Consider the following 17,346-nt stretch of genomic DNA (forward strand, 5'->3'; position numbering starts at 1 on the left):
GTAAAATGCCGGCCTTTCGTCACACCTCACGGATTTCGCGTCATGGGCACTCTTACGGTCAATCAGAACAAACTGCAAAAGCGCCTGCGCCGCCTGGCCGGCGAAGCGGTCGCCGATTTCAACATGATCGAAGACGGCGACAAGGTCATGGTCTGCCTGTCCGGGGGCAAGGACAGCTACACCATGCTCGACGTACTGATGCACCTGCAGAAGGTTGCGCCGATCAAGTTCGAGATCGTCGCCGTGAACATGGACCAGAAGCAGCCGGGCTTCCCGGAGCACGTGCTGCCGGCCTACCTCAAAGAACTGGGCGTCGAGTACCACATCGTCGAGAAGGATACTTACTCGGTGGTCAAAGAGCTGATTCCGGAAGGCAAGACCACCTGCTCGCTGTGCTCGCGCCTGCGTCGTGGCACGCTGTACACCTTTGCCGATGAAATCGGTGCGACCAAAATGGCCCTCGGTCATCACCGCGACGACATCGTCGAAACGTTCTTCCTCAACATGTTCTTCAACGGCTCGCTCAAGGCGATGCCGCCCAAGCTGCGCGCCGACGACGGTCGCAACGTGGTAATCCGCCCGCTGGCCTACTGCAACGAGAAGGACATTCAGGCGTACTCGGACTTCAAGGCATTCCCGATCATCCCGTGCAACCTCTGCGGTTCGCAGGAAAACCTGCAGCGTCAGGTGGTCAAGGAAATGCTTCAGGACTGGGATCGCAAGACTCCGGGGCGCACCGAAAGCATCTTCCGCAGTTTGCAGAATGTGGTGCCGTCGCAACTGGCTGACCGCAACCTGTTCGACTTCACCAGCCTGAAGATCGACGAAACGGCGGCTTCGCGCTTCGTTAACGTCGTCAACCTGTAAACACCATCCCTGTGGGAGCGGGCTTGCCCGCACACATTGGTTTCTTCGCTTCACTCAACAGGAGAGGGCATGCGCGATTACAAGTGGCTGCACGAATACTGTCTGAACCGTTTTGGTTCAGCGGCTGAACTGGAAGCCCATCTGCCCGTTCCCAAGACCCCGGCGCAACTGCGCAAGATCAGCGATGATCGCTACCTCTCGACCATGGCCCTGCGCGTGTTTCGCGCCGGGCTCAAGCACAGCTTGGTCGACGCCAAATGGCCGGCGTTTGAAGAGGTGTTCTTCAAGTTCGACCCGGAAAAAGTCGTGCTGATGAGCGCCGAGCACCTTGAACGCTTGATGCAGGACGCGCGGATCATCCGCCACTTGGGCAAGCTCAAGAGTGTGCCGCGCAATGCGCAGTTCATTCTGGATGTGGAGAAGGAGAAGGGCAGTTTCGGCGCGTTGATTGCCGACTGGCCGGTGACCGATATTGTCGGTCTGTGGACCTACCTGAAAAAGCACGGCCATCAGTTGGGCGGGCTATCGGCGCCACGGTTTTTGCGCATGGTCGGCAAGGATACGTTTGTGCCGAGCTACGACGTGGTCGCGGCGTTGAATGCGCAGAAGGTCGTCGACAAGGCGCCGACCAGCCTGCGCGATCTGGCCATTGTGCAGAATGTGTTCAACCAGTGGCATGAAGAGAGTGGCGGCCGGCCGATGAGCCAGATTTCGATGATGCTGGCTTATACCGTCAATCACTGACACCGAGTCCGCCCCTTCGCGAGCAAGTCCGCTCCCACAGGGGATCTGTGGACGCCACGGATCCCCTGTGGGAGCGGGCTTGCTCGCGAAGGCGCCGGCTCAGGCGCCGCAAATCTCGCCTTCACCCGCCAGTTTGCGATTCAACTGATACCGCCACCGCACATACAGCAGCGCCGAGCAGAACACTGCCAGGCTCGCGAGCATCTCCAGAATGCCGAACAACTGCCGGTTCGGGTCATACGCCGCCAGCGCGCCTTTGATGAAATACAGATTCACCACAAAGCACATCCACGAATGTCCGCGAGCGCTGCCTATGATCATGGCCGGTGCGAGGACGATCCACGGGACCAGTTCGACCAGCAGAATCACCCACGGTCGCGCACCGTGCAGGTCGGCAAAGATCAGGTAGTAAGCGGCGAGCAATCCGGCCAGGCCGAAAAAGCACAACAGACTGATAATCCGCATCGCTTTGACGCGCGGCTCGAGCCACGCGACGGAGGGTAGAATCTTCGGCTTCCTGGCCATGTCAGTCCTCCAGTTTTTGGGCTGTCTTGGCCAGACGCAGGCCGAGTGCGCGACACAGCGCCACTTCGTGCTGATCCAGACCGCTTTTACCATCAGCCCCGGCATGATGGCTGGCACCGTAAGGCGTGCCGCCGCCCTGGGTTTCCAGCAGCGCCGATTCGCTGTACGGCAGGCCGGTGATCAGCATGCCGTGGTGCAGCAGGGGCAGCATCATCGACAGCAACGTGGTTTCCTGACCGCCGTGCAGGCTGGCGGTGGAGGTGAACACGCCGGCCGGTTTGCCGACCAGTGCGCCGGTCAGCCACAGATTGCTGGTGCCATCGAGGAAGTACTTGAGCGGTGCGGCCATGTTGCCGAATCGGGTGGGGCTGCCGAGGGCCAGTCCGGCGCAATTCTTCAGATCATCAAGGGTGGCGTAGAGCGCACCTTCATCAGGGATGTCCGAGGCCACGGCTTCGCATTCGGTGGAGATCGCCGGCACGGTGCGCAGGCGTGCTTCAAGACCGGCCTGCTCGACGCCGCGGGCAATCTGCCGCGCCATCTCGTTGGTCGAGCCGCTGCGGCTGTAATACAACACCAGAATGTACGGCGCGCTCACGGCAGCAACTCCAGAATCTGTTCCGGTGGACGGCCGATGACGGCTTTGTCGCCGGCTTCAAGAATCGGTCGCTCCATCAGTTTTGGATGCTGGGCGATGGCGGCGATCAGTTGATCTTCGCTGAGGCTACTGTCGGCGAGCTGAAGCATTTTGTATTCATCTTCCCCGGTGCGCAGCAGTTGCCGTGCGCTGATCCCCAGCTTGCCGAGCAGCGCCTTGATGTGCGCCGCATCCAGCGGGGTTTCGAGGTAACGCACGACGATCGGGGTCAGGCCGCGGGCTTCCAGCAGTTCCAGTGCGCCGCGGGATTTCGAGCAGCGCGGATTGTGATAAAGCGTCAGATCGGTCATGGCGGGTCGCTTCTGGCGTAAAGTGGCGGCTATTCTAACTGTGCAGCGCACAATCCAGAACCTTCAGAGACGATGGGTCGCAGGCGCATTCAAATTTTCACAAGGAACACGACATGACACGGCGATTGGCAGCGGCATTGACCATGATCGGGGCGTTGATGCTGGGGGGCTGCGGCAATGATTACGGCATCGACCAGAATGGTCAGAAGGTGGCGTCCGAGCGCCTGGACAAACAATGGGTGGTGCTCAACTACTGGGCCGAATGGTGCGGGCCGTGCCGGACCGAAATTCCGGAGCTCAACCATCTGGCAGACGAGCTCAAGAGCAAGAACGTCGGCGTGTTCGGGGTCAACTTCGACAACGTGCAGGGGGAAGAGCTGAAGAGCGCCAGCGAAAAACTGGGCATCCAGTTCACCGTGCTGGCGCAGGATCCGGCGGAGTTGTTCGAGTTGCCGCGCAGCGAGGCGTTGCCGGTGACTTACATCATCGACAACAAAGGCAAGGTGCGGGAGCAGTTGCTGGGTGAGCAGACGGCGGCCGGGGTGATGGCCAGGCTTGAGGCGTTGCAGGCTACCCAGTAGGCACGCCGAGCTTTTGCCGAAAGCGAGCTTCAGTGGTGAGGGGATAAGTCCCCTCACCACAAATGATCAACCCTCTTCCAGCCACCAGCGCAGCGGTTTGCCTTGCGCCGGCCAGAAGCGCATCTGCTCGATGGGCGAGATGTCCCAGCGCTGCACGCCTTCCAATGCCTGCAGGAAACGCTGCTCCTGCTCCATCAGTGCCGGTGCGCACAGCTTGCGGGTCTTGCCGATCTTGCCGAAGCTCAACTTGTTGCCATCGAGCGTGTAAGGCGCGAACCAATGGTTGCAGCCGCCGTTGCCATAGGCGCGACCATCATCGCCAAGTGTCACGGTCAGATGGCTGTAATCCATCAACGGCCGCTCGCCGATCCACTCCAGAATGTAGCTGCGGTTCTGTTGCAACTGCACAGGCTCCGCGGCGCAGCCCATCAGGCCAACACCGACCAGAGCGGCCAGGGCAAGGCGTTTCATCACGCAGGCTCCTGGCATTTCGGGCACAGGTGCTTGTCGCCAACGGCTTTCCAGCCCAGTTCGGCGATGCGCGCCGTAGCCGCTGGTTTTTCTGCGGTTTTGCCCAGCTTGGCGTCGACGGCGAATTCAAAGCTCAGCTCTTTGGCGCAGCTGTCGCAGTTGACCTGCCAGGTGTGAATCGCCAGTTCGCCGAACACCGGGCCCGTGGTCATCGCGGTCCATTGGCCCGGCGGATTGATCAGGTGGCGGACGGTTTCGACGGTCAGGCGCATGGACAAGTCCTTGCTGCCTTTGAGGGTGACCAACAGGGCGTCACCGATGCGGATCGAGCCACCATTGCCGGTGACCTGATAGCGGCCCGGAACAAGGGCGCGGCATTCGGTGAGGGTGTGTTGCGGGTTCATCAGGTTGTAGCGGAAATCGTGTTCGACCATGGGTCCTCCAAATATGCGCGACATGCTAGCACGGGCCACGTTGCAGAATGACGCACGCTTGTGACCTTCGATCAGGTTCAAATCGGCTTGCACACATGGCAAACTGCCGCCCTCGACTCTGAAGGAACGGAACATGGCGCTTATCGAATGTTATGAATGCAAGCGCAACATCAGCTCAGAAGCCTCGGCGTGCATTCATTGCGGGGCTCCTCTGGCAGAGCAGCCAACCCACGCACAAGCCCAGACCGCAGCGGCCCCCGTTCAGCCTTCGACGATTTCTTTCGGCAGTCTGCCGCGTAACCAGGCCGTGCCCGAGGCATTTGTCCCTCCGGCGCCTGAGCCTTTGCCAAAAGTCATGCCGGCCGCAGCGGGGCGTCGGCGTCGGCAACAGGCCGAACAAACGGTTGCGCGGCCCATCAATGAAGATGGCAGCCGTCCGGTGGAAAGCTGGCTGAAGATCATGGTGTTCCTGTTGCCGATGGTTTTCGTCTGGTTTCTGCTGCGCAGCGGGCACTCGGCGAAGCAGCGGCTTTTCGGCTTCGGCTGGCTGGCGCTACTGATTCTGGCGTCCTCGCTATCACCGAAATAAAACGTTAAACCCTCAACCCTCGACCTGATTTTGCGGCGATCCCGCCGCCCAGGTCGCGATGTTGTGCAGGGTCGTTGCGGCAATCGCGCCCAGCGCTTCATGCGTCAGAAACGCCTGATGCGCGGTGATGATCACGTTCGGAAAGGTCAGCAATCGCGCCAACACGTCGTCCTGCAACGGCAGGTCGGAGCGATCCTCGAAAAACAACTGCGCTTCTTCTTCATACACATCCAGCCCCAGGTAGCCGAGCTGCCCGTCCTTCAAGGCGTCGATCAACGCTGGCGTGTCGACCAAAGCGCCGCGCCCGGTGTTGATCAGCATGGCGCCGGCTTGCATGTGCGCCAGTGAATCACGGTTGATCAGGTGTTTGCTTTGCTCGTTGAGCGGGCAGTGCAGGCTGACGATTCGCGATTGCGCGAGCAACTCCGGCAGGCTCAGATAGCGTGCGCCGAGTGCCAGGACGTCGGGGTTTGGATACGGATCACAGGCCAGCAATTTACAGCCGAAACCGTGCATGATTTTCGCGAACGTGGCGCCGATCTGCCCGGTGCCGACGATGCCGACGGTCTTGCCGACCAGATCGAAACCGGTCAGCCCGTGCAGGCTGAAATCGCCCTCGCGGGTGCGGTTGTACGCGCGGTGCAAGCGTCGGTTGAGGGCCAGGATCAGTGCGACAGCATGTTCGGCCACGGCATGGGGCGAGTAGGCCGGGACACGCACGACGGTCAGGCCGAGACGTTTGGCTGCGGCCAGATCGACATGGTTGTAACCGGCCGAGCGCAAGGCAATCAATCGGGTGCCGCCGGCGGCCAGTCGCTCCAGCACCGCCGCGCCGAGATCGTCATTGATGAACGCGCAAACCACCTCGTGCCTGTCGGCCAGTGCGGCGGTGTCGAGGCTGAGCCGGGCAGGTTGAAAATGCAGTTCGATGTCCGTCGGGCAGTCGGCCGCGAGAAAACTGTCGCGGTCGTAGGCCTGGCTGCTGAAAACGATTGTGCGCATTGAATCCTCCTGGAACATCGACCCGGGTTGAAGCACCCGAATCCACTTTAGCCGGGTCTGCGTCGACCGGCATTGCGCTGGATCAGGCGCTGATCCTCGCTTGCGCTGCCAGTCGGTTCATCGCTCGCTCCAGTTCATCGAGCGCTTGCGCGGCTTTTGGGTCGTCCTGTTTGAGCAGGGTTTCGCTGCGCTGACAGGCGGCGCGCAATTGCGGTACGCCGCAGTAGCGTGTGGCGCCGTGCAGGCGATGGACTCGTTCGATCAGTGCATTCTGATCGTGGCTGTCGCGTGCATTGCGGATGGCTTCGCGGTCGGCCTCCAGCGAGGCCAGCAACATCGCCAGCATGTCCGCCGCCAGATCTGCTTTACCGGCAGCCAGACGCAAACCTTCCTCGTGATCGAGTACCGGCAGTTCGTTTTGGCCGGCAGTGCTTTCGCTGGCCCGCTCCGGCCCCTGATTGCGCAGGGCCAGACCGGTCCACTTCAACACGACCTGCGCCAGTTGCCGTTCGCTGATCGGTTTGGTCAGGTAGTCGTCCATGCCGCTTTGCAGTAACGCACGTTTTTCGTTGGCCATGGCGTGGGCGGTGAGGGCGACGATCGGCAGCGGCGTGCAATGCCGCTCACTTTCCCACTGGCGGATGGTTTCGGTGCTCTGACGGCCGTCCATGCCCGGCATTTGCACGTCCATCAGTACCAGGTCGAAGGATTCGGTCTGTACCGCTTTGACTGCGGCGTAACCGCTTTCCACGGCGAGGACCTTGGCGCCCATGTCTTCGAGCAGGGTTTGCACCAGCAACAGGTTGGCCGGGTTGTCATCGACGCAAAGCACTCGCGGCGCGCGACTCGACAGCGGCTCGCCGGGTTCGGTGCGTGGTTGGCGCGGGTTGGCCAGATCCGATAGCGCCCGGCGCAGTTTGCGCGTGCAGGCCGGTTTGGCTTGCAGTTGGCTGTGCGGATTGGGCACCGACAGATGGAACAGCGTCTGTTCCGTGGTCGGGCACAGCACCAACACTTTGCAACCCAGGTGTTCGAGATCCCAGATATGCTGGTTCAGACGTTCCGGCAACATGTCGTTGCTGGTGATGCCGATTACCGCCAGATCAATCGCCTGATCGGTCTGATGCGCGCCGGTGACGCCATTGGTCAGGCTTTCCAGGGTGTTGAACGGTGTGACATTGAGGCCGCAGTCTTCCAGTTGATGCTGCAACGCCTGACGCGCCAGTTCGTGGTTTTCCAGCACCGCCACCCGACGTCCGAGCAGCGGCGCCGAGGGCAGGTCTTCGGCATCGTCGCGGGCCTTGGGCAGGCTCAGGCTGATCCAGAATTCCGAGCCTTCGCCCGGCGTGCTCTCGACGCCGATTTCGCCGCCCATCTGTTCGATCAGTCGCTTGGAAATCACCAGACCCAGACCGGTGCCACCGGGTTGGCGCGACAGCGAGTTGTCAGCCTGACTGAAGGCCTGGAACAACGCCCGTACGTCCTGGCTCGACAAGCCGATGCCGGTGTCCTGAATGCTGATGCGCAGTTGCACACTGTCCTCGTGTTCTTCCTCAAGCATGGCTCGCGCGACGATGGTGCCTTCGCGGGTGAACTTGATCGCGTTGCTGACTAGGTTGGTGAGGATCTGCTTCAGGCGCAACGGGTCGCCGACCAGCGACAGTGGCGTGTCGCGGTACACCAGGCTGACCAGTTCAAGCTGTTTGGCGTGGGCGGCCGGGGCAAGAATCGTCAAGGTGTCCTGCAACAGATCGCGCAGGTTGAACGGGATATGGTCGAGCACCAGTTTGCCGGCTTCGATTTTCGAGAAATCGAGGATCTCGTTGATGATGCCCAGGAGGCTGTCGGCGGACTTTTCAATGGTGCCCAGATAATCGAGCTGACGCGGCGTCAGTTCGCTTTTCTGCAACAGGTGAGTGAAGCCGAGAATGCCATTGAGCGGCGTGCGAATCTCGTGGCTCATGTTGGCGAGGAACTCGGATTTGATCCGGCTTGCCTCCAGCGCCTCCTTACGGGCCAGGTCCAGTTCGATGTTCTGGATCTCGATGGTTTCCAGGTTCTGGCGCACGTCTTCGGTGGCTTGATCGACACTGTGCTGCAATTCTTCGCGGGCGTTTTGCAGGGTGCCGGCCATGCGGTTGATGCCCGACGCCAGCTCATCGAGCTCCTGGCTGCCAAGGGGTGGCAGGCGGGTTTCCAGATGACCATCCTTGAGTTGCGCGACGGCTTGTTTGATCTGGCCCAGCGGGCGGTTGATGGTGCGCCCCATGCGCAATGCGAGCAAAGCCGCACCAGCGAGGCCTGCGGCGATCAGCAGCAGGCTGGCGAACAGGCTGCGATAACCGCGCAGCAGCATGCCGTTGTGGGACAGCTCCAGTTCGACCCAGCCCAGCAGGCGGTCGGACTCTTCGGGGATCACCTCACCGGCAAGGTTGCGGTGTCTGCCGAAGACCGGCATCAGGTAACGAGTCGCGTCATTGCCGCTGCGTCTTTGCAGTTGGGCGCTGTCGCCGCTCGGCGCCTGATTGAGCATGGTGGGGCCGGCGTGGGCCAGCGGCGTGCGATCCGGCGCGAGGAAGGTCACCGCGCGCATGTCCGGTTGTTCGAGCGACTGGGTGGCAATGCGTTCGAGCAATTCGTTGTTGCCATGGCCCATGGCGGGAGCTACCAGCGGCGCCAGTTGCTCAGCGATCATTTCGCCACGCTGCATCAATTGGGTCTGCAAGTCGGACTGCTGCGTCCAGGTGAAATAACCACCCAGCACCAGCGCCATCAGGCTGGTCGGCAACAAGGTCAGCAGCATCACGCGACCTTTGATTCCCAGTTTCTTGAGCACACCTGTCTCCTGCATCCCGCTGATCTGTTGACTCATGCGTGCATCCGGCACGCGGCATGGGCGCAGTGTAGCGATTTGCTCGCGGGCAATCTTCGGAAAAATGGTGTCGTGGTCGGTCTGTGCATCGGTGCGCGTTTGTCCGGCAGGCCAGGCTTGGGTTGCCCGATGTCCCTCAATCTTGAATAATCGCGCTCAACTGAGAATTATTTGCAGATACTCATGAATCCTGTTTCCGTCGTTCAGCCACGCATTCTTTCCATCGAAGACGATCCGGTCCTGGGGGCCTACGTTCACGAACACCTGGGCCGCAGCGGCTTTCAGGTGACGTGGTGCCAGAACGGCCAGGAAGGTCTGAACATCGCTCAGCACCAACCGTTCGACGTGGTGCTGGTGGATATTCTGCTGCCCGGGCTGGACGGTCTCAAGGTGCTGACCCAGTTGCGCCAGAGTCATTCGACGCCAGTGCTGCTGATGTCGGCGCTGGGGGCCGAGGCTGATCGCATCAGTGGTTTCCGCTTGGGCGCCGATGACTATTTGCCCAAACCGTTCAGCATGGCCGAATTGCATGTGCGCATCGAAGCGATTCTGCGGCGGGTGGCCCTGGATCGTCGCCCGGCGCCTGTAGCCGTGCCCGTGGCGCCGGGTACGCTGCGCTTCGACGATCAACAGAGCGATGTGTTTTTTCGCGAACAACCGGCGGGGCTGACCCGCAGCGAATTCCGCCTGCTGGAAACCCTCGATCGCAATAATGAGGAGGTGCTGAGCAAGGCCTTCCTTTATCAGCATGTTCTGCAACGCGGCTACGCGGCCCATGACCGCAGCCTCGATATGCACATCAGCCAGATCCGCCGCAAACTCAAGGCCATCGGTTATACCGAGCGCGAAGTGCGCACGGTCTGGGGCAAGGGCTATGTGTTGAGTGCCGCTGATGAAAGTGTCTGAACTGCCGGGGCGTCATTCGCTGTTCTGGAAGCTGGCCTTTCTGTTGGTGGCGTTCTGTTTGCTGATGATCTGGCTGAGCTGGTCATGGGGCCGGTACATGGAGCAACGCAATCAGTTTCTCTCCAGCGAGGCGCGTGGCACCTTGATGCGTTATGCCAGCGAAGCCGAGCAGGCTTGGCAGCGGGGCCGGCGCGAAGGCGTCGATAGCTGGTTGCAGAGCATGGAGTTGCGCGAAGCCGCCTGGGTCGGCGTGATCGGCAGCAACTTGCAATCGTTGAGCAATGAGCCGCTCAATGACCGGGAAATCCAGCACCTGACTTTTCTGCGCGGGCTCGATTGGCCGATCCACAAGCAGGGGCGGCCGTGGCTGCGCATACCGTTTCCCCAAGCCCCCTCCGTTGGCAGTCTGGTGATCGAACTCCCCGAGCGTTTTCTGCCGGGCAAATATCGAGTGTTCTGGCGGGTGATCACCAACGGCGTGATTCCCGGCCTGTTCACTTTATTACTGTGCGTTGGCCTGTATCGCCTGCTGGTGGTGCCGCTGAACAACCTGCGTGAACAGGCCAACGCCTGGCGCGCCGATCAATTGAATGTGCGACTGTCGAGCGGTATCACCCAGCGACCGGACGAACTCGGCGAACTGGCCCGGGCGTTCGACTCGATGTCCGAACGTTTGCAATCGAGCGTCGCGCTGCAACAGCAATTGCTGCGCGACCTCTCCCATGAACTGCGTACACCGCTGAGTCGACTGCGCGTGGCCAGCGAAAGCGAGCAAAGCCTGGTGCAATTGCGCGAGCGCATCGGGCGTGAAGTCGACGGCATGCAACGGTTGGTCGAAGACACGCTGCAACTGGCCTGGCTGGATACTGACCGCTCACCGTTGCCGGATGAGGCCATCCAGATCCAGGCGCTGTGGGAAATGCTCACCGATAACGCCTGTTATGAAAGCGGCTGGTCAAGTCTGCAATTGCAGTGCTCCGTCGAAGCGTCGTGCTGGGTGCGCGGCAATCTCAATACGCTGGCGCAGGCGCTGGAAAACATTTTGCGCAATGCCATTCGTCACTCGCCTGAGGGCGGGATCGTGCGCTTGGATGGGCGACGGGAGGGGAGTTATTGGCATCTGTGTCTGGAGGATCAGGGGGGCGGGGTGGCTGGCGGGGATCTGCAGCGGATTTTTGATCCGTTCATCCGACTGGATGGGGCGCGGCCGGGCAATGGCGGGTTCGGGTTGGGGTTGAGCATTGCCAGGAATGCGGTGCAGCGCCAGGGCGGGACGTTGTGGGCGGAGAACAGCGGGACGGGGTTGCGACTGAATTTTCGGTTGGTTGCTGATGAGGGGATTGCTTCGACTGACGCCTTCGCGAGCAGGCTCGCTCCTGCATTGGGGTTGTGTTCGCCGCTGACTGTGTGAAGGAAACGGTTCTCTTGTAGGCGTGAGCCTGCTCGCGATGTAGTCCTATGGAATGTCCATTTCCGCCGACTTTGCGGGAGTGCTCTCGTATTTTTGTACGATATTTCCCAAGCAGGATCGGCGGTCATTTGAAGGTTCGTTGAGCGTTTAAGCTCGCGCTTCACCTCATCTTCAAGGAATTGCGCATGAATGCCTCCAGCGTTACCGGTATCTCGGATGGCGATCATTTTAACGAAGTGTTAGCGCTGATCAACAGTGCCAGGCACCAGGCCATGCAGACCGTCAATACACAACTGATTGAGCTGTATTGGCAGGTCGGTGCACATATCAGTCGCAAGATTGAGCGGGCGGAGTGGGGGGATTCAGTGGTTGGTCAATTGGCTGAACATTTGGCTCTGACCCAACCGGGACTGCGAGGTTTTACCCGGTCCAATCTATTTCGTATGCGTCAGTTTTATGAAATTTATCGCGGCGAAGAAAAAGTCGCACCACTGGCGCGACAATTATCCTGGTCGCACAACGTGATCATTTTCGGCCAAAGCAAACGCCCGGAAGAGCGGGAGTTCTACCTGAAAATGGCGGTTCAGGAAAAATGGTCGAAGCGCGAACTGGAGCGCCAGTTCAAGGCAGCCCTGTTCGAACGAAGTGTCACCGATCCGGCGAAGGCATCTGCTGCTTTAAAGCAGGCTCACCCAGCAGCACTGGAGATATTTCGCGACGCCTACATGGTCGAATTTCTCGACTTGCCCGGCGTCCATGCCGAGACCGATCTGCACCAAGGATTGCTGGGGCGGCTGAAGGCGTTCCTGACCGAGCTTGGTCGCGACTTCTGCTTTGTTGGCTCTCAATACCCCCTGCAAGTCGGCAGTCGGGATTTCGCGCTCGATTTGCTCTTCTTTCACCGTGGGCTCAACTGCCTGGTGGCCATCGAACTCAAGGTTGGGCGCTTTGAGCCGGAGTACCTCGGCAAGCTGGATTTTTATCTGGAGGCGCTGGACCGCACTGTTCGCAAGCCCCACGAAAACCCGGCCATCGGTGTGCTGCTCTGCGCCAGCAAAGAGGACGAGGTCGTCGAGTACGCCCTTAATCGCAGCCTTTCGCCTGCCTTGATTGCTGAATACCAAACGTGCTTGCCGGATAAACAATTGTTGCAAGCCAAACTGCACGAGTTTTATGCATTGGATACGGCGCACGCAGAAAACACGGACTAGCGTCTCCTTATTCCCATAAACCATAAGCACCGCACTTTGCGTGATATGGCCTGCGCGGGTTTGCCGGTATGATAGGCGCCCCCGCACGTCTGGATTGCGAATACGCCATGACCTTGCAGTACCCAACCATCGCCGATTGCGTCGGCAACACTCCGCTGGTGCGTTTGCAGCGCCTGCCCGGAGCCACCAGCAACACCCTATTGCTCAAGCTCGAAGGGAATAACCCGGCGGGTTCGGTCAAGGACCGTCCGGCGCTGTCGATGATCACCCGTGCCGAGTTGCGCGGGCAGATCCACGCCGGCGACACGCTGATCGAAGCGACCTCGGGCAACACCGGGATCGCTCTGGCCATGGCTGCAGCGATCAAGGGTTACAAAATGATCCTGATCATGCCGGACAATTCCAGCGCCGAGCGCAAAGCGGCCATGACCGCCTACGGTGCCGAGCTGATTCTGGTCAGCCAGGAAGAAGGCATGGAAGGCGCTCGCGATCTCGCCCAGCGCATGGAAGCCGAAGGTCGTGGCAAGGTGCTCGATCAGTTCGCCAACGGTGACAATCCTGAGGCGCACTACACCACCACCGGCCCGGAAATCTGGCGTCAGACCCAGGGCAGCATCACCCATTTCGTCAGCTCTATGGGCACCACCGGCACCATCATGGGCGTGTCGCGCTACTTGAAAGAGCAGAACGACAACGTGCAGATCGTCGGTCTGCAACCGATGGAAGGCTCGGCCATTCCCGGCATCCGTCGCTGGCCGCAGGAATACCTGCCGAAGATCTATCAGGCCGACCGCGTCGACCGCATCGTCGACATGGCACAAAGCGAAGCCGAGGACGTGACCCGTCGTCTGGCCCGCGAAGAAGGTATCTTCTGCGGTGTGTCCTCGGGCGGTGCGGTGGCAGCGATGCTGCGTCTGTCCCAGGAAGTTGAAAACGCGGTGATCGTCGCGATCATCTGTGACCGTGGCGACCGTTATCTGTCGACCGGCATTTTCGACGCGCCCAACTGATGGCCAAACACGAGAGAGGCCTGCGCTTCCAGCCCACGGGTGGCAGCAAGGCCCCGCAAATCCCGACCGGCAAAAAACAGCGCTTGAGCATCGAGCGTCTGGCCAATGACGGTCGCGGCATCGCGTTTTTCGAAGGCCGCACCTGGTTCGTCCTCGGCGCCCTCGCCGGTGAAGAGGTCGAGGCGCGGGTGCTCGGCGCCCACGGCAAAGTGGTCGAGGCGCGTACCGAACGCGTGTTCAAGACCAGTGAGTTGCGCCGTCCTGCGCCGTGTCAGCACGCGGGCCGTTGTGGCGGTTGCAGCGTTCAGCATTTGCCCCACGGCGAACAGCTTGCCCTGAAACAGCGCATGCTCGCCGAGCAATTATCGAAGGTCGCCGGTGTCGAACCGCAAGAGTGGGCGCCGCCGCTGACCGGCCCCGAGTTCGGCTATCGCCGTCGCGCCCGCATTGCCGTGCGCTGGGACATCAAAGCCAGGCAACTTGAGGTGGGTTTGCGTGCTGCCGGCAGCCAGGACATTGTTGCGATCAACGAATGCCCGGTGCTGGTACAGCCCTTGCAGCCGATCATGACCGCTTTGCCGCAGATGCTCCGTCGTTTGAGCAAACCGCAAGCGCTGGGCCATATCGAGTTGTTCAGCGGTTCATCGCTGGCGGTGTTGCTGCGGCACATGGCGCCGCTGTCGGAAGCGGATCTGACGATCCTCAAGGATTTCTGCCAATGCCATGAAGCGCAATTGTGGCTGCATGGCGAAGGCGGACCGCAACCGATTGATGCGAACCAGTCGCTGGGTTATCGCCTGGAGCAATGGGGACTGGATCTGGCTTACCGGCCGGGGGATTTCATTCAGGTCAACGCCGGTATTAACGAAGCGATGGTTGCGCAGGCGCTGGATTGGCTGAAACCGACGAGCGAAGAGCGTGTGCTGGATCTGTTCTGCGGCTTGGGCAATTTCGCTTTGCCGCTGGCCAGAACCGTGCGCGAAGTGGTGGCGGTCGAAGGTGTGCAGACCATGGTCGAGCGTGCCGCCGCGAACGCCGCTAGTAACAATTTGCATAACACAAAGTTTTTTCAAGCCGATTTATCCCAGCCTTTGACCGATGCTCAGTGGATCGGAAACGGCTTTTCTGCGGTACTCTTGGACCCACCGCGTGACGGTGCTTTCGAGGTGGTGCGCAAGCTCGCGACCCTGGGTGCCAAGCGGTTGGTGTATGTGTCGTGCAACCCGGCAACGCTGGCGCGCGATACGGTCGAATTGATCAAGCAGGGCTACCGGTTAAAACGTGCCGGGATTCTCGATATGTTTCCTCAGACGGCGCATGTCGAAGCCATGGCGTTATTTGAAGCGAGCCAGGATGGCTCGTCTGATCCGTCCGGTCTGTCCGTGACGCGCTCGCGTTAGCCCCGCGAGTGCCCACGGGCATAGAAGACCAGCGATTTGACGCATTGAATCTGCGTCGTAGGGAAGGTAAAGCAAGATGGTACAGGTGAGAGCACACCAGCCGATCAACAATGACGGCAGTATCAATCTCGAGGCTTGGCTCGATCACGCGGTCAGTGTCGATCTGGCACTGGATCGCGAAGCCTTGAAAGAAGCCTGCGAGTTCGCTCGCGAGGCTGAACAACAGTCCAACGCCGCCAAGAACCTGTGGGCCGAGGGCTCCGGCAGTTTCCGCACCGGGCTTGAGATTGCCGAGATTCTCGCCGACCTCAAGCTCGATCAGGATTCGCTGGTCGCTGCGGTCTTGTATCGCGGTGTGCGCGAAGGTCAGATCGAACTGGCAGCCGTCAGCCAGCGCTTCGGTTCCGTGGTCGCCAAGCTGATTGACGGCGTGCAGCGCATGGCCGCCATCAGTGCCAGTCTGAGCCCGCGTCAGTCGATGGTCATGGGGGCGCAAGGGCAGGTGGAAAACCTGCGCAAGATGCTCGTGGCAATGGTCGACGACGTGCGCGTTGCCCTGATCAAACTGGCCGAACGGACCTGCGCGATCCGCGCGGTGAAAACCGCCGACGACGAGAAGCGTAACCGTGTCGCCCGGGAAGTCTTCGACATTTATGCGCCGCTCGCGCACCGGCTCGGCATCGGTCATATCAAATGGGAGCTGGAGGACTTGTCCTTCCGCTACCTGGAACCCGATCAATACAAACAGATCGCCAAGTTGCTCCACGAGCGACGTCTGGATCGCGAGCGTTTCATCGCCGACGTGATGACCCAGCTCAAAGACGAATTGCAGGCCACGGGTGTTGACGCCGACATCAGCGGCCGGGCCAAACACATCTATTCGATCTGGCGCAAAATGCAGCGCAAGGGTCTGGAATTCAGCCAGATCTACGACGTGCGTGCGGTGCGCGTGCTGGTGCCGGAAATGCGCGATTGCTACACCGCGCTCGGCATCGTCCACACCCTGTGGCGGCACATTCCGAAAGAGTTCGACGACTACATCGCCAACCCGAAAGAGAACGGCTACCGCTCGTTGCATACCGCGGTGATCGGCCCGGAAGGCAAGGTGCTGGAGGTGCAGATCCGCACCCATTCCATGCACGAAGAGGCCGAACTCGGCGTCTGCGCGCATTGGCGCTACAAGGGCACCGATGTCAAATCCGGCTCCAATCACTACGAAGAGAAGATCTCCTGGCTGCGTCAGGTGCTCGAGTGGCATGAGGAACTGGGCGATATCGGGGGCCTGGCCGAACAACTGCGCGTCGATATCGAGCCGGACCGGGTCTACATCTTCACCCCCGACGGTCACGCCATCGACTTGCCCAAAGGCGCGACGCCGCTGGACTTCGCTTACCGCGTGCACACGGAAATCGGTCACAACTGCCGTGGCGCGAAGATCAACGGGCGCATCGTACCGCTCAACTACAGCCTGCAAACCGGTGAGCAGGTCGAGATCATCACCAGCAAGCACGGGACGCCGAGTCGCGACTGGCTGAACTCGAACCTGGGGTACGTCACCACTTCCCGGGCTCGGGCCAAGATTGTTCACTGGTTCAAGTTACAGGCCCGTGATCAGAACGTTGCGGCGGGCAAAACCCTGATCGAGCGCGAACTCGCGCGTCTGGGGCTGCCTGCGGTGGATTTCGACAAGTTGGCGGACAAGGCCAACATGAAAACCGCCGAAGACATGTTCGCCGCCCTCGGTGCTGGCGATTTGCGTCTGGCGCAACTGGTCAACCTGGCGCAGCAACTGGTCGAGCCGGAACGCGGCAACGAACAACTGGAGCTGATCCCGCGCAAAGCCACTGGCTACAAGCCGGGCAAGCGCGGCGACATACAGATCCAGGGCGTCGGCAACCTGATGACGCAGATGGCCGGTTGCTGCCAGCCGCTGCCGGGCGATGCGATTGTCGGTTACATCACCCAGGGCCGTGGCGTGAGCATTCACCGCCAGGACTGCGCTTCGGTGCTGCAACTGGGCGGGCGCGAACCTGAGCGGATCATCCAGGTCAGTTGGGGCCCTGTGCCGGTGCTCACCTATCCGGTGGACATCGTCATCCGAGCCTACGACCGGTCCGGTCTGCTGCGCGACGTTTCGCAGATATTGCTCAACGAGCGGATCAACGTGCTGGCGGTCAACACCCGCTCGAACAAGGAGGACAACACCGCGCTGATGTCCCTGACCATCGAGATTCCGGGTCTGGATGCGTTGGGGCGGTTGCTGGGGCGGATTTCGCAGTTGCCGAACATCATCGAAACGCGGCGTAACCGTACTCCGTGAAGACCAACGCCGATCAACTGTGGGAGCGGGGTGGCTCGCGAAAAGGGCATGTCAG

17 protein-coding genes are annotated in these 17,346 nt (G+C 60.7%); 10 read left to right on the forward strand and 7 right to left on the reverse strand.

Annotated features, from left to right (window positions below):
• The first annotated feature begins 42 nt into the window (after positions 1–42).
• Both ttcA and AACY50_RS02155 read left to right on the forward strand, forming a co-directional pair.
• On the forward strand, positions 43–867 hold the full coding sequence (gene ttcA / locus AACY50_RS02150) for a tRNA 2-thiocytidine(32) synthetase TtcA (protein WP_339430843.1): 825 nt from the start codon (positions 43–45) through the stop codon (positions 865–867).
• Positions 868–936: 69 nt separating this feature from the next.
• The gene (locus AACY50_RS02155; protein WP_339495435.1) at positions 937–1,611 is read left to right on the forward strand and encodes a DNA-3-methyladenine glycosylase I; all 675 of its coding nucleotides are present in this window, start codon (positions 937–939) and stop codon (positions 1,609–1,611) included.
• Between the two features lie 99 nt (positions 1,612–1,710).
• Here the strand turns inward: AACY50_RS02155 and AACY50_RS02160 are convergent, their stop codons facing one another.
• Genes AACY50_RS02160 through arsC form a run of 3 tightly spaced genes read right to left on the reverse strand, consistent with a single transcriptional unit; the run spans position 1,711 to position 3,084 of the window.
• Positions 1,711–2,136, reverse strand: coding sequence for a DUF2069 domain-containing protein (locus AACY50_RS02160; RefSeq protein ID WP_339495434.1), 426 nt, complete (start codon positions 2,134–2,136; stop codon positions 1,711–1,713).
• 1 nt (position 2,137) lies between these two features.
• Complete coding sequence (gene wrbA, locus AACY50_RS02165) at positions 2,138–2,734, reverse strand: NAD(P)H:quinone oxidoreductase (RefSeq protein ID WP_221733022.1); 597 nt, start codon at positions 2,732–2,734, stop codon at positions 2,138–2,140.
• Positions 2,731–3,084, reverse strand: coding sequence for an arsenate reductase (glutaredoxin) (gene arsC, locus AACY50_RS02170; RefSeq protein WP_339430841.1), 354 nt, complete (start codon positions 3,082–3,084; stop codon positions 2,731–2,733). The genes wrbA and arsC overlap by 4 nt, the downstream gene beginning before the upstream one ends.
• 113 nt (positions 3,085–3,197) lie before the next feature.
• Between arsC and AACY50_RS02175 the strand changes: the two genes are divergently transcribed.
• Positions 3,198–3,665 carry a TlpA disulfide reductase family protein gene (locus AACY50_RS02175; RefSeq protein WP_339430840.1) on the forward strand — a complete coding sequence of 156 codons (468 nt, stop codon included), beginning with the start codon at positions 3,198–3,200 and terminating at the stop codon, positions 3,663–3,665.
• A 66-nt stretch (positions 3,666–3,731) separates the two neighbouring features.
• Here AACY50_RS02175 and AACY50_RS02180 read toward each other — a convergent pair whose 3' ends face one another.
• Together AACY50_RS02180 and AACY50_RS02185 are read right to left on the reverse strand one after the other, a co-directional pair.
• Positions 3,732–4,136, reverse strand: a complete 405-nt coding sequence (locus AACY50_RS02180; RefSeq protein WP_339430839.1) for an META domain-containing protein — start codon at positions 4,134–4,136, stop codon at positions 3,732–3,734.
• Positions 4,136–4,570 (reverse strand): hypothetical protein, encoded by a 435-nt coding sequence (locus AACY50_RS02185; protein WP_008079168.1) that lies wholly within the window; start codon positions 4,568–4,570, stop codon positions 4,136–4,138. The genes AACY50_RS02180 and AACY50_RS02185 overlap by 1 nt, the downstream gene beginning before the upstream one ends.
• A gap of 133 nt (positions 4,571–4,703) precedes the next feature.
• On the opposite strand from AACY50_RS02185, the gene AACY50_RS02190 reads away from it, so the two are divergent.
• Positions 4,704–5,159 carry a hypothetical protein gene (locus tag AACY50_RS02190; protein WP_339538093.1) on the forward strand — a complete coding sequence of 152 codons (456 nt, stop codon included), beginning with the start codon at positions 4,704–4,706 and terminating at the stop codon, positions 5,157–5,159.
• Between the two features lie 12 nt (positions 5,160–5,171).
• Here the strand turns inward: AACY50_RS02190 and AACY50_RS02195 are convergent, their stop codons facing one another.
• Both AACY50_RS02195 and AACY50_RS02200 read right to left on the reverse strand, forming a co-directional pair.
• Positions 5,172–6,161: a 2-hydroxyacid dehydrogenase gene (locus AACY50_RS02195; RefSeq protein WP_339430837.1), complete on the reverse strand. Its 990-nt coding sequence runs from the start codon at positions 6,159–6,161 to the stop codon at positions 5,172–5,174.
• Positions 6,162–6,243: 82 nt separating this feature from the next.
• A complete protein-coding gene (locus tag AACY50_RS02200; protein WP_339431011.1) occupies positions 6,244–8,997 on the reverse strand; it encodes a response regulator in 2,754 nt (917 codons plus the stop codon).
• Positions 8,998–9,216: 219 nt separating this feature from the next.
• Between AACY50_RS02200 and AACY50_RS02205 the strand changes: the two genes are divergently transcribed.
• From AACY50_RS02205 to relA, 6 genes are all read left to right on the forward strand, one after another.
• Entirely contained in the window at positions 9,217–9,939 is a 723-nt protein-coding gene (locus tag AACY50_RS02205) for a response regulator transcription factor (RefSeq protein ID WP_339430836.1), read from the forward strand.
• Positions 9,926–11,350: a sensor histidine kinase gene (locus AACY50_RS02210; protein WP_339430835.1), complete on the forward strand. Its 1,425-nt coding sequence runs from the start codon at positions 9,926–9,928 to the stop codon at positions 11,348–11,350. The genes AACY50_RS02205 and AACY50_RS02210 overlap by 14 nt, the downstream gene beginning before the upstream one ends.
• A 185-nt stretch (positions 11,351–11,535) precedes the next feature.
• On the forward strand, positions 11,536–12,561 hold the full coding sequence (locus tag AACY50_RS02215; protein WP_339464080.1) for a PDDEXK nuclease domain-containing protein: 1,026 nt from the start codon (positions 11,536–11,538) through the stop codon (positions 12,559–12,561).
• Positions 12,562–12,668: 107 nt separating this feature from the next.
• Positions 12,669–13,571: a cysteine synthase CysM gene (cysM, locus tag AACY50_RS02220; RefSeq protein WP_221733057.1), complete on the forward strand. Its 903-nt coding sequence runs from the start codon at positions 12,669–12,671 to the stop codon at positions 13,569–13,571.
• On the forward strand, positions 13,571–14,971 hold the full coding sequence (gene rlmD / locus AACY50_RS02225) for a 23S rRNA (uracil(1939)-C(5))-methyltransferase RlmD (protein WP_339464082.1): 1,401 nt from the start codon (positions 13,571–13,573) through the stop codon (positions 14,969–14,971). The genes cysM and rlmD overlap by 1 nt, the downstream gene beginning before the upstream one ends.
• 76 nt (positions 14,972–15,047) lie before the next feature.
• A complete protein-coding gene (gene relA / locus AACY50_RS02230; protein WP_339430832.1) occupies positions 15,048–17,291 on the forward strand; it encodes a GTP diphosphokinase in 2,244 nt (747 codons plus the stop codon).
• Positions 17,292–17,346: the final 55 nt, after the last annotated feature.

The organism is Pseudomonas sp. RA_15y_Pfl2_54 (genome assembly GCF_963971015.1).
GTDB classification, from domain to species: Bacteria; Pseudomonadota; Gammaproteobacteria; order Pseudomonadales; family Pseudomonadaceae; genus Aquipseudomonas; species Aquipseudomonas baetica_A.

Bases quoted from the DNA above. Each gene is read 5' to 3' on its own strand.
- ttcA (WP_339430843.1), top strand. From the start codon at position 43: ATGGGCACTCTTACGGTCAATCAGAACAAACTGCAAAAGCGCCTGCGC.
- AACY50_RS02155 (WP_339495435.1), top strand. From the start codon at position 937: ATGCGCGATTACAAGTGGCTGCACGAATACTGTCTGAACCGTTTTGGT.
- AACY50_RS02160 (WP_339495434.1), bottom strand. From the start codon at position 2,136: ATGGCCAGGAAGCCGAAGATTCTACCCTCCGTCGCGTGGCTCGAGCCG.
- arsC (WP_339430841.1), bottom strand. From the start codon at position 3,084: ATGACCGATCTGACGCTTTATCACAATCCGCGCTGCTCGAAATCCCGC.
- AACY50_RS02175 (WP_339430840.1), top strand. From the start codon at position 3,198: ATGACACGGCGATTGGCAGCGGCATTGACCATGATCGGGGCGTTGATG.
- AACY50_RS02180 (WP_339430839.1), bottom strand. From the start codon at position 4,136: ATGAAACGCCTTGCCCTGGCCGCTCTGGTCGGTGTTGGCCTGATGGGC.
- AACY50_RS02185 (WP_008079168.1), bottom strand. From the start codon at position 4,570: ATGGTCGAACACGATTTCCGCTACAACCTGATGAACCCGCAACACACC.
- AACY50_RS02190 (WP_339538093.1), top strand. From the start codon at position 4,704: ATGGCGCTTATCGAATGTTATGAATGCAAGCGCAACATCAGCTCAGAA.
- AACY50_RS02195 (WP_339430837.1), bottom strand. From the start codon at position 6,161: ATGCGCACAATCGTTTTCAGCAGCCAGGCCTACGACCGCGACAGTTTT.
- AACY50_RS02205 (WP_339430836.1), top strand. From the start codon at position 9,217: ATGAATCCTGTTTCCGTCGTTCAGCCACGCATTCTTTCCATCGAAGAC.
- AACY50_RS02210 (WP_339430835.1), top strand. From the start codon at position 9,926: ATGAAAGTGTCTGAACTGCCGGGGCGTCATTCGCTGTTCTGGAAGCTG.
- AACY50_RS02215 (WP_339464080.1), top strand. From the start codon at position 11,536: ATGAATGCCTCCAGCGTTACCGGTATCTCGGATGGCGATCATTTTAAC.
- cysM (WP_221733057.1), top strand. From the start codon at position 12,669: ATGACCTTGCAGTACCCAACCATCGCCGATTGCGTCGGCAACACTCCG.
- rlmD (WP_339464082.1), top strand. From the start codon at position 13,571: ATGGCCAAACACGAGAGAGGCCTGCGCTTCCAGCCCACGGGTGGCAGC.
- relA (WP_339430832.1), top strand. From the start codon at position 15,048: ATGGTACAGGTGAGAGCACACCAGCCGATCAACAATGACGGCAGTATC.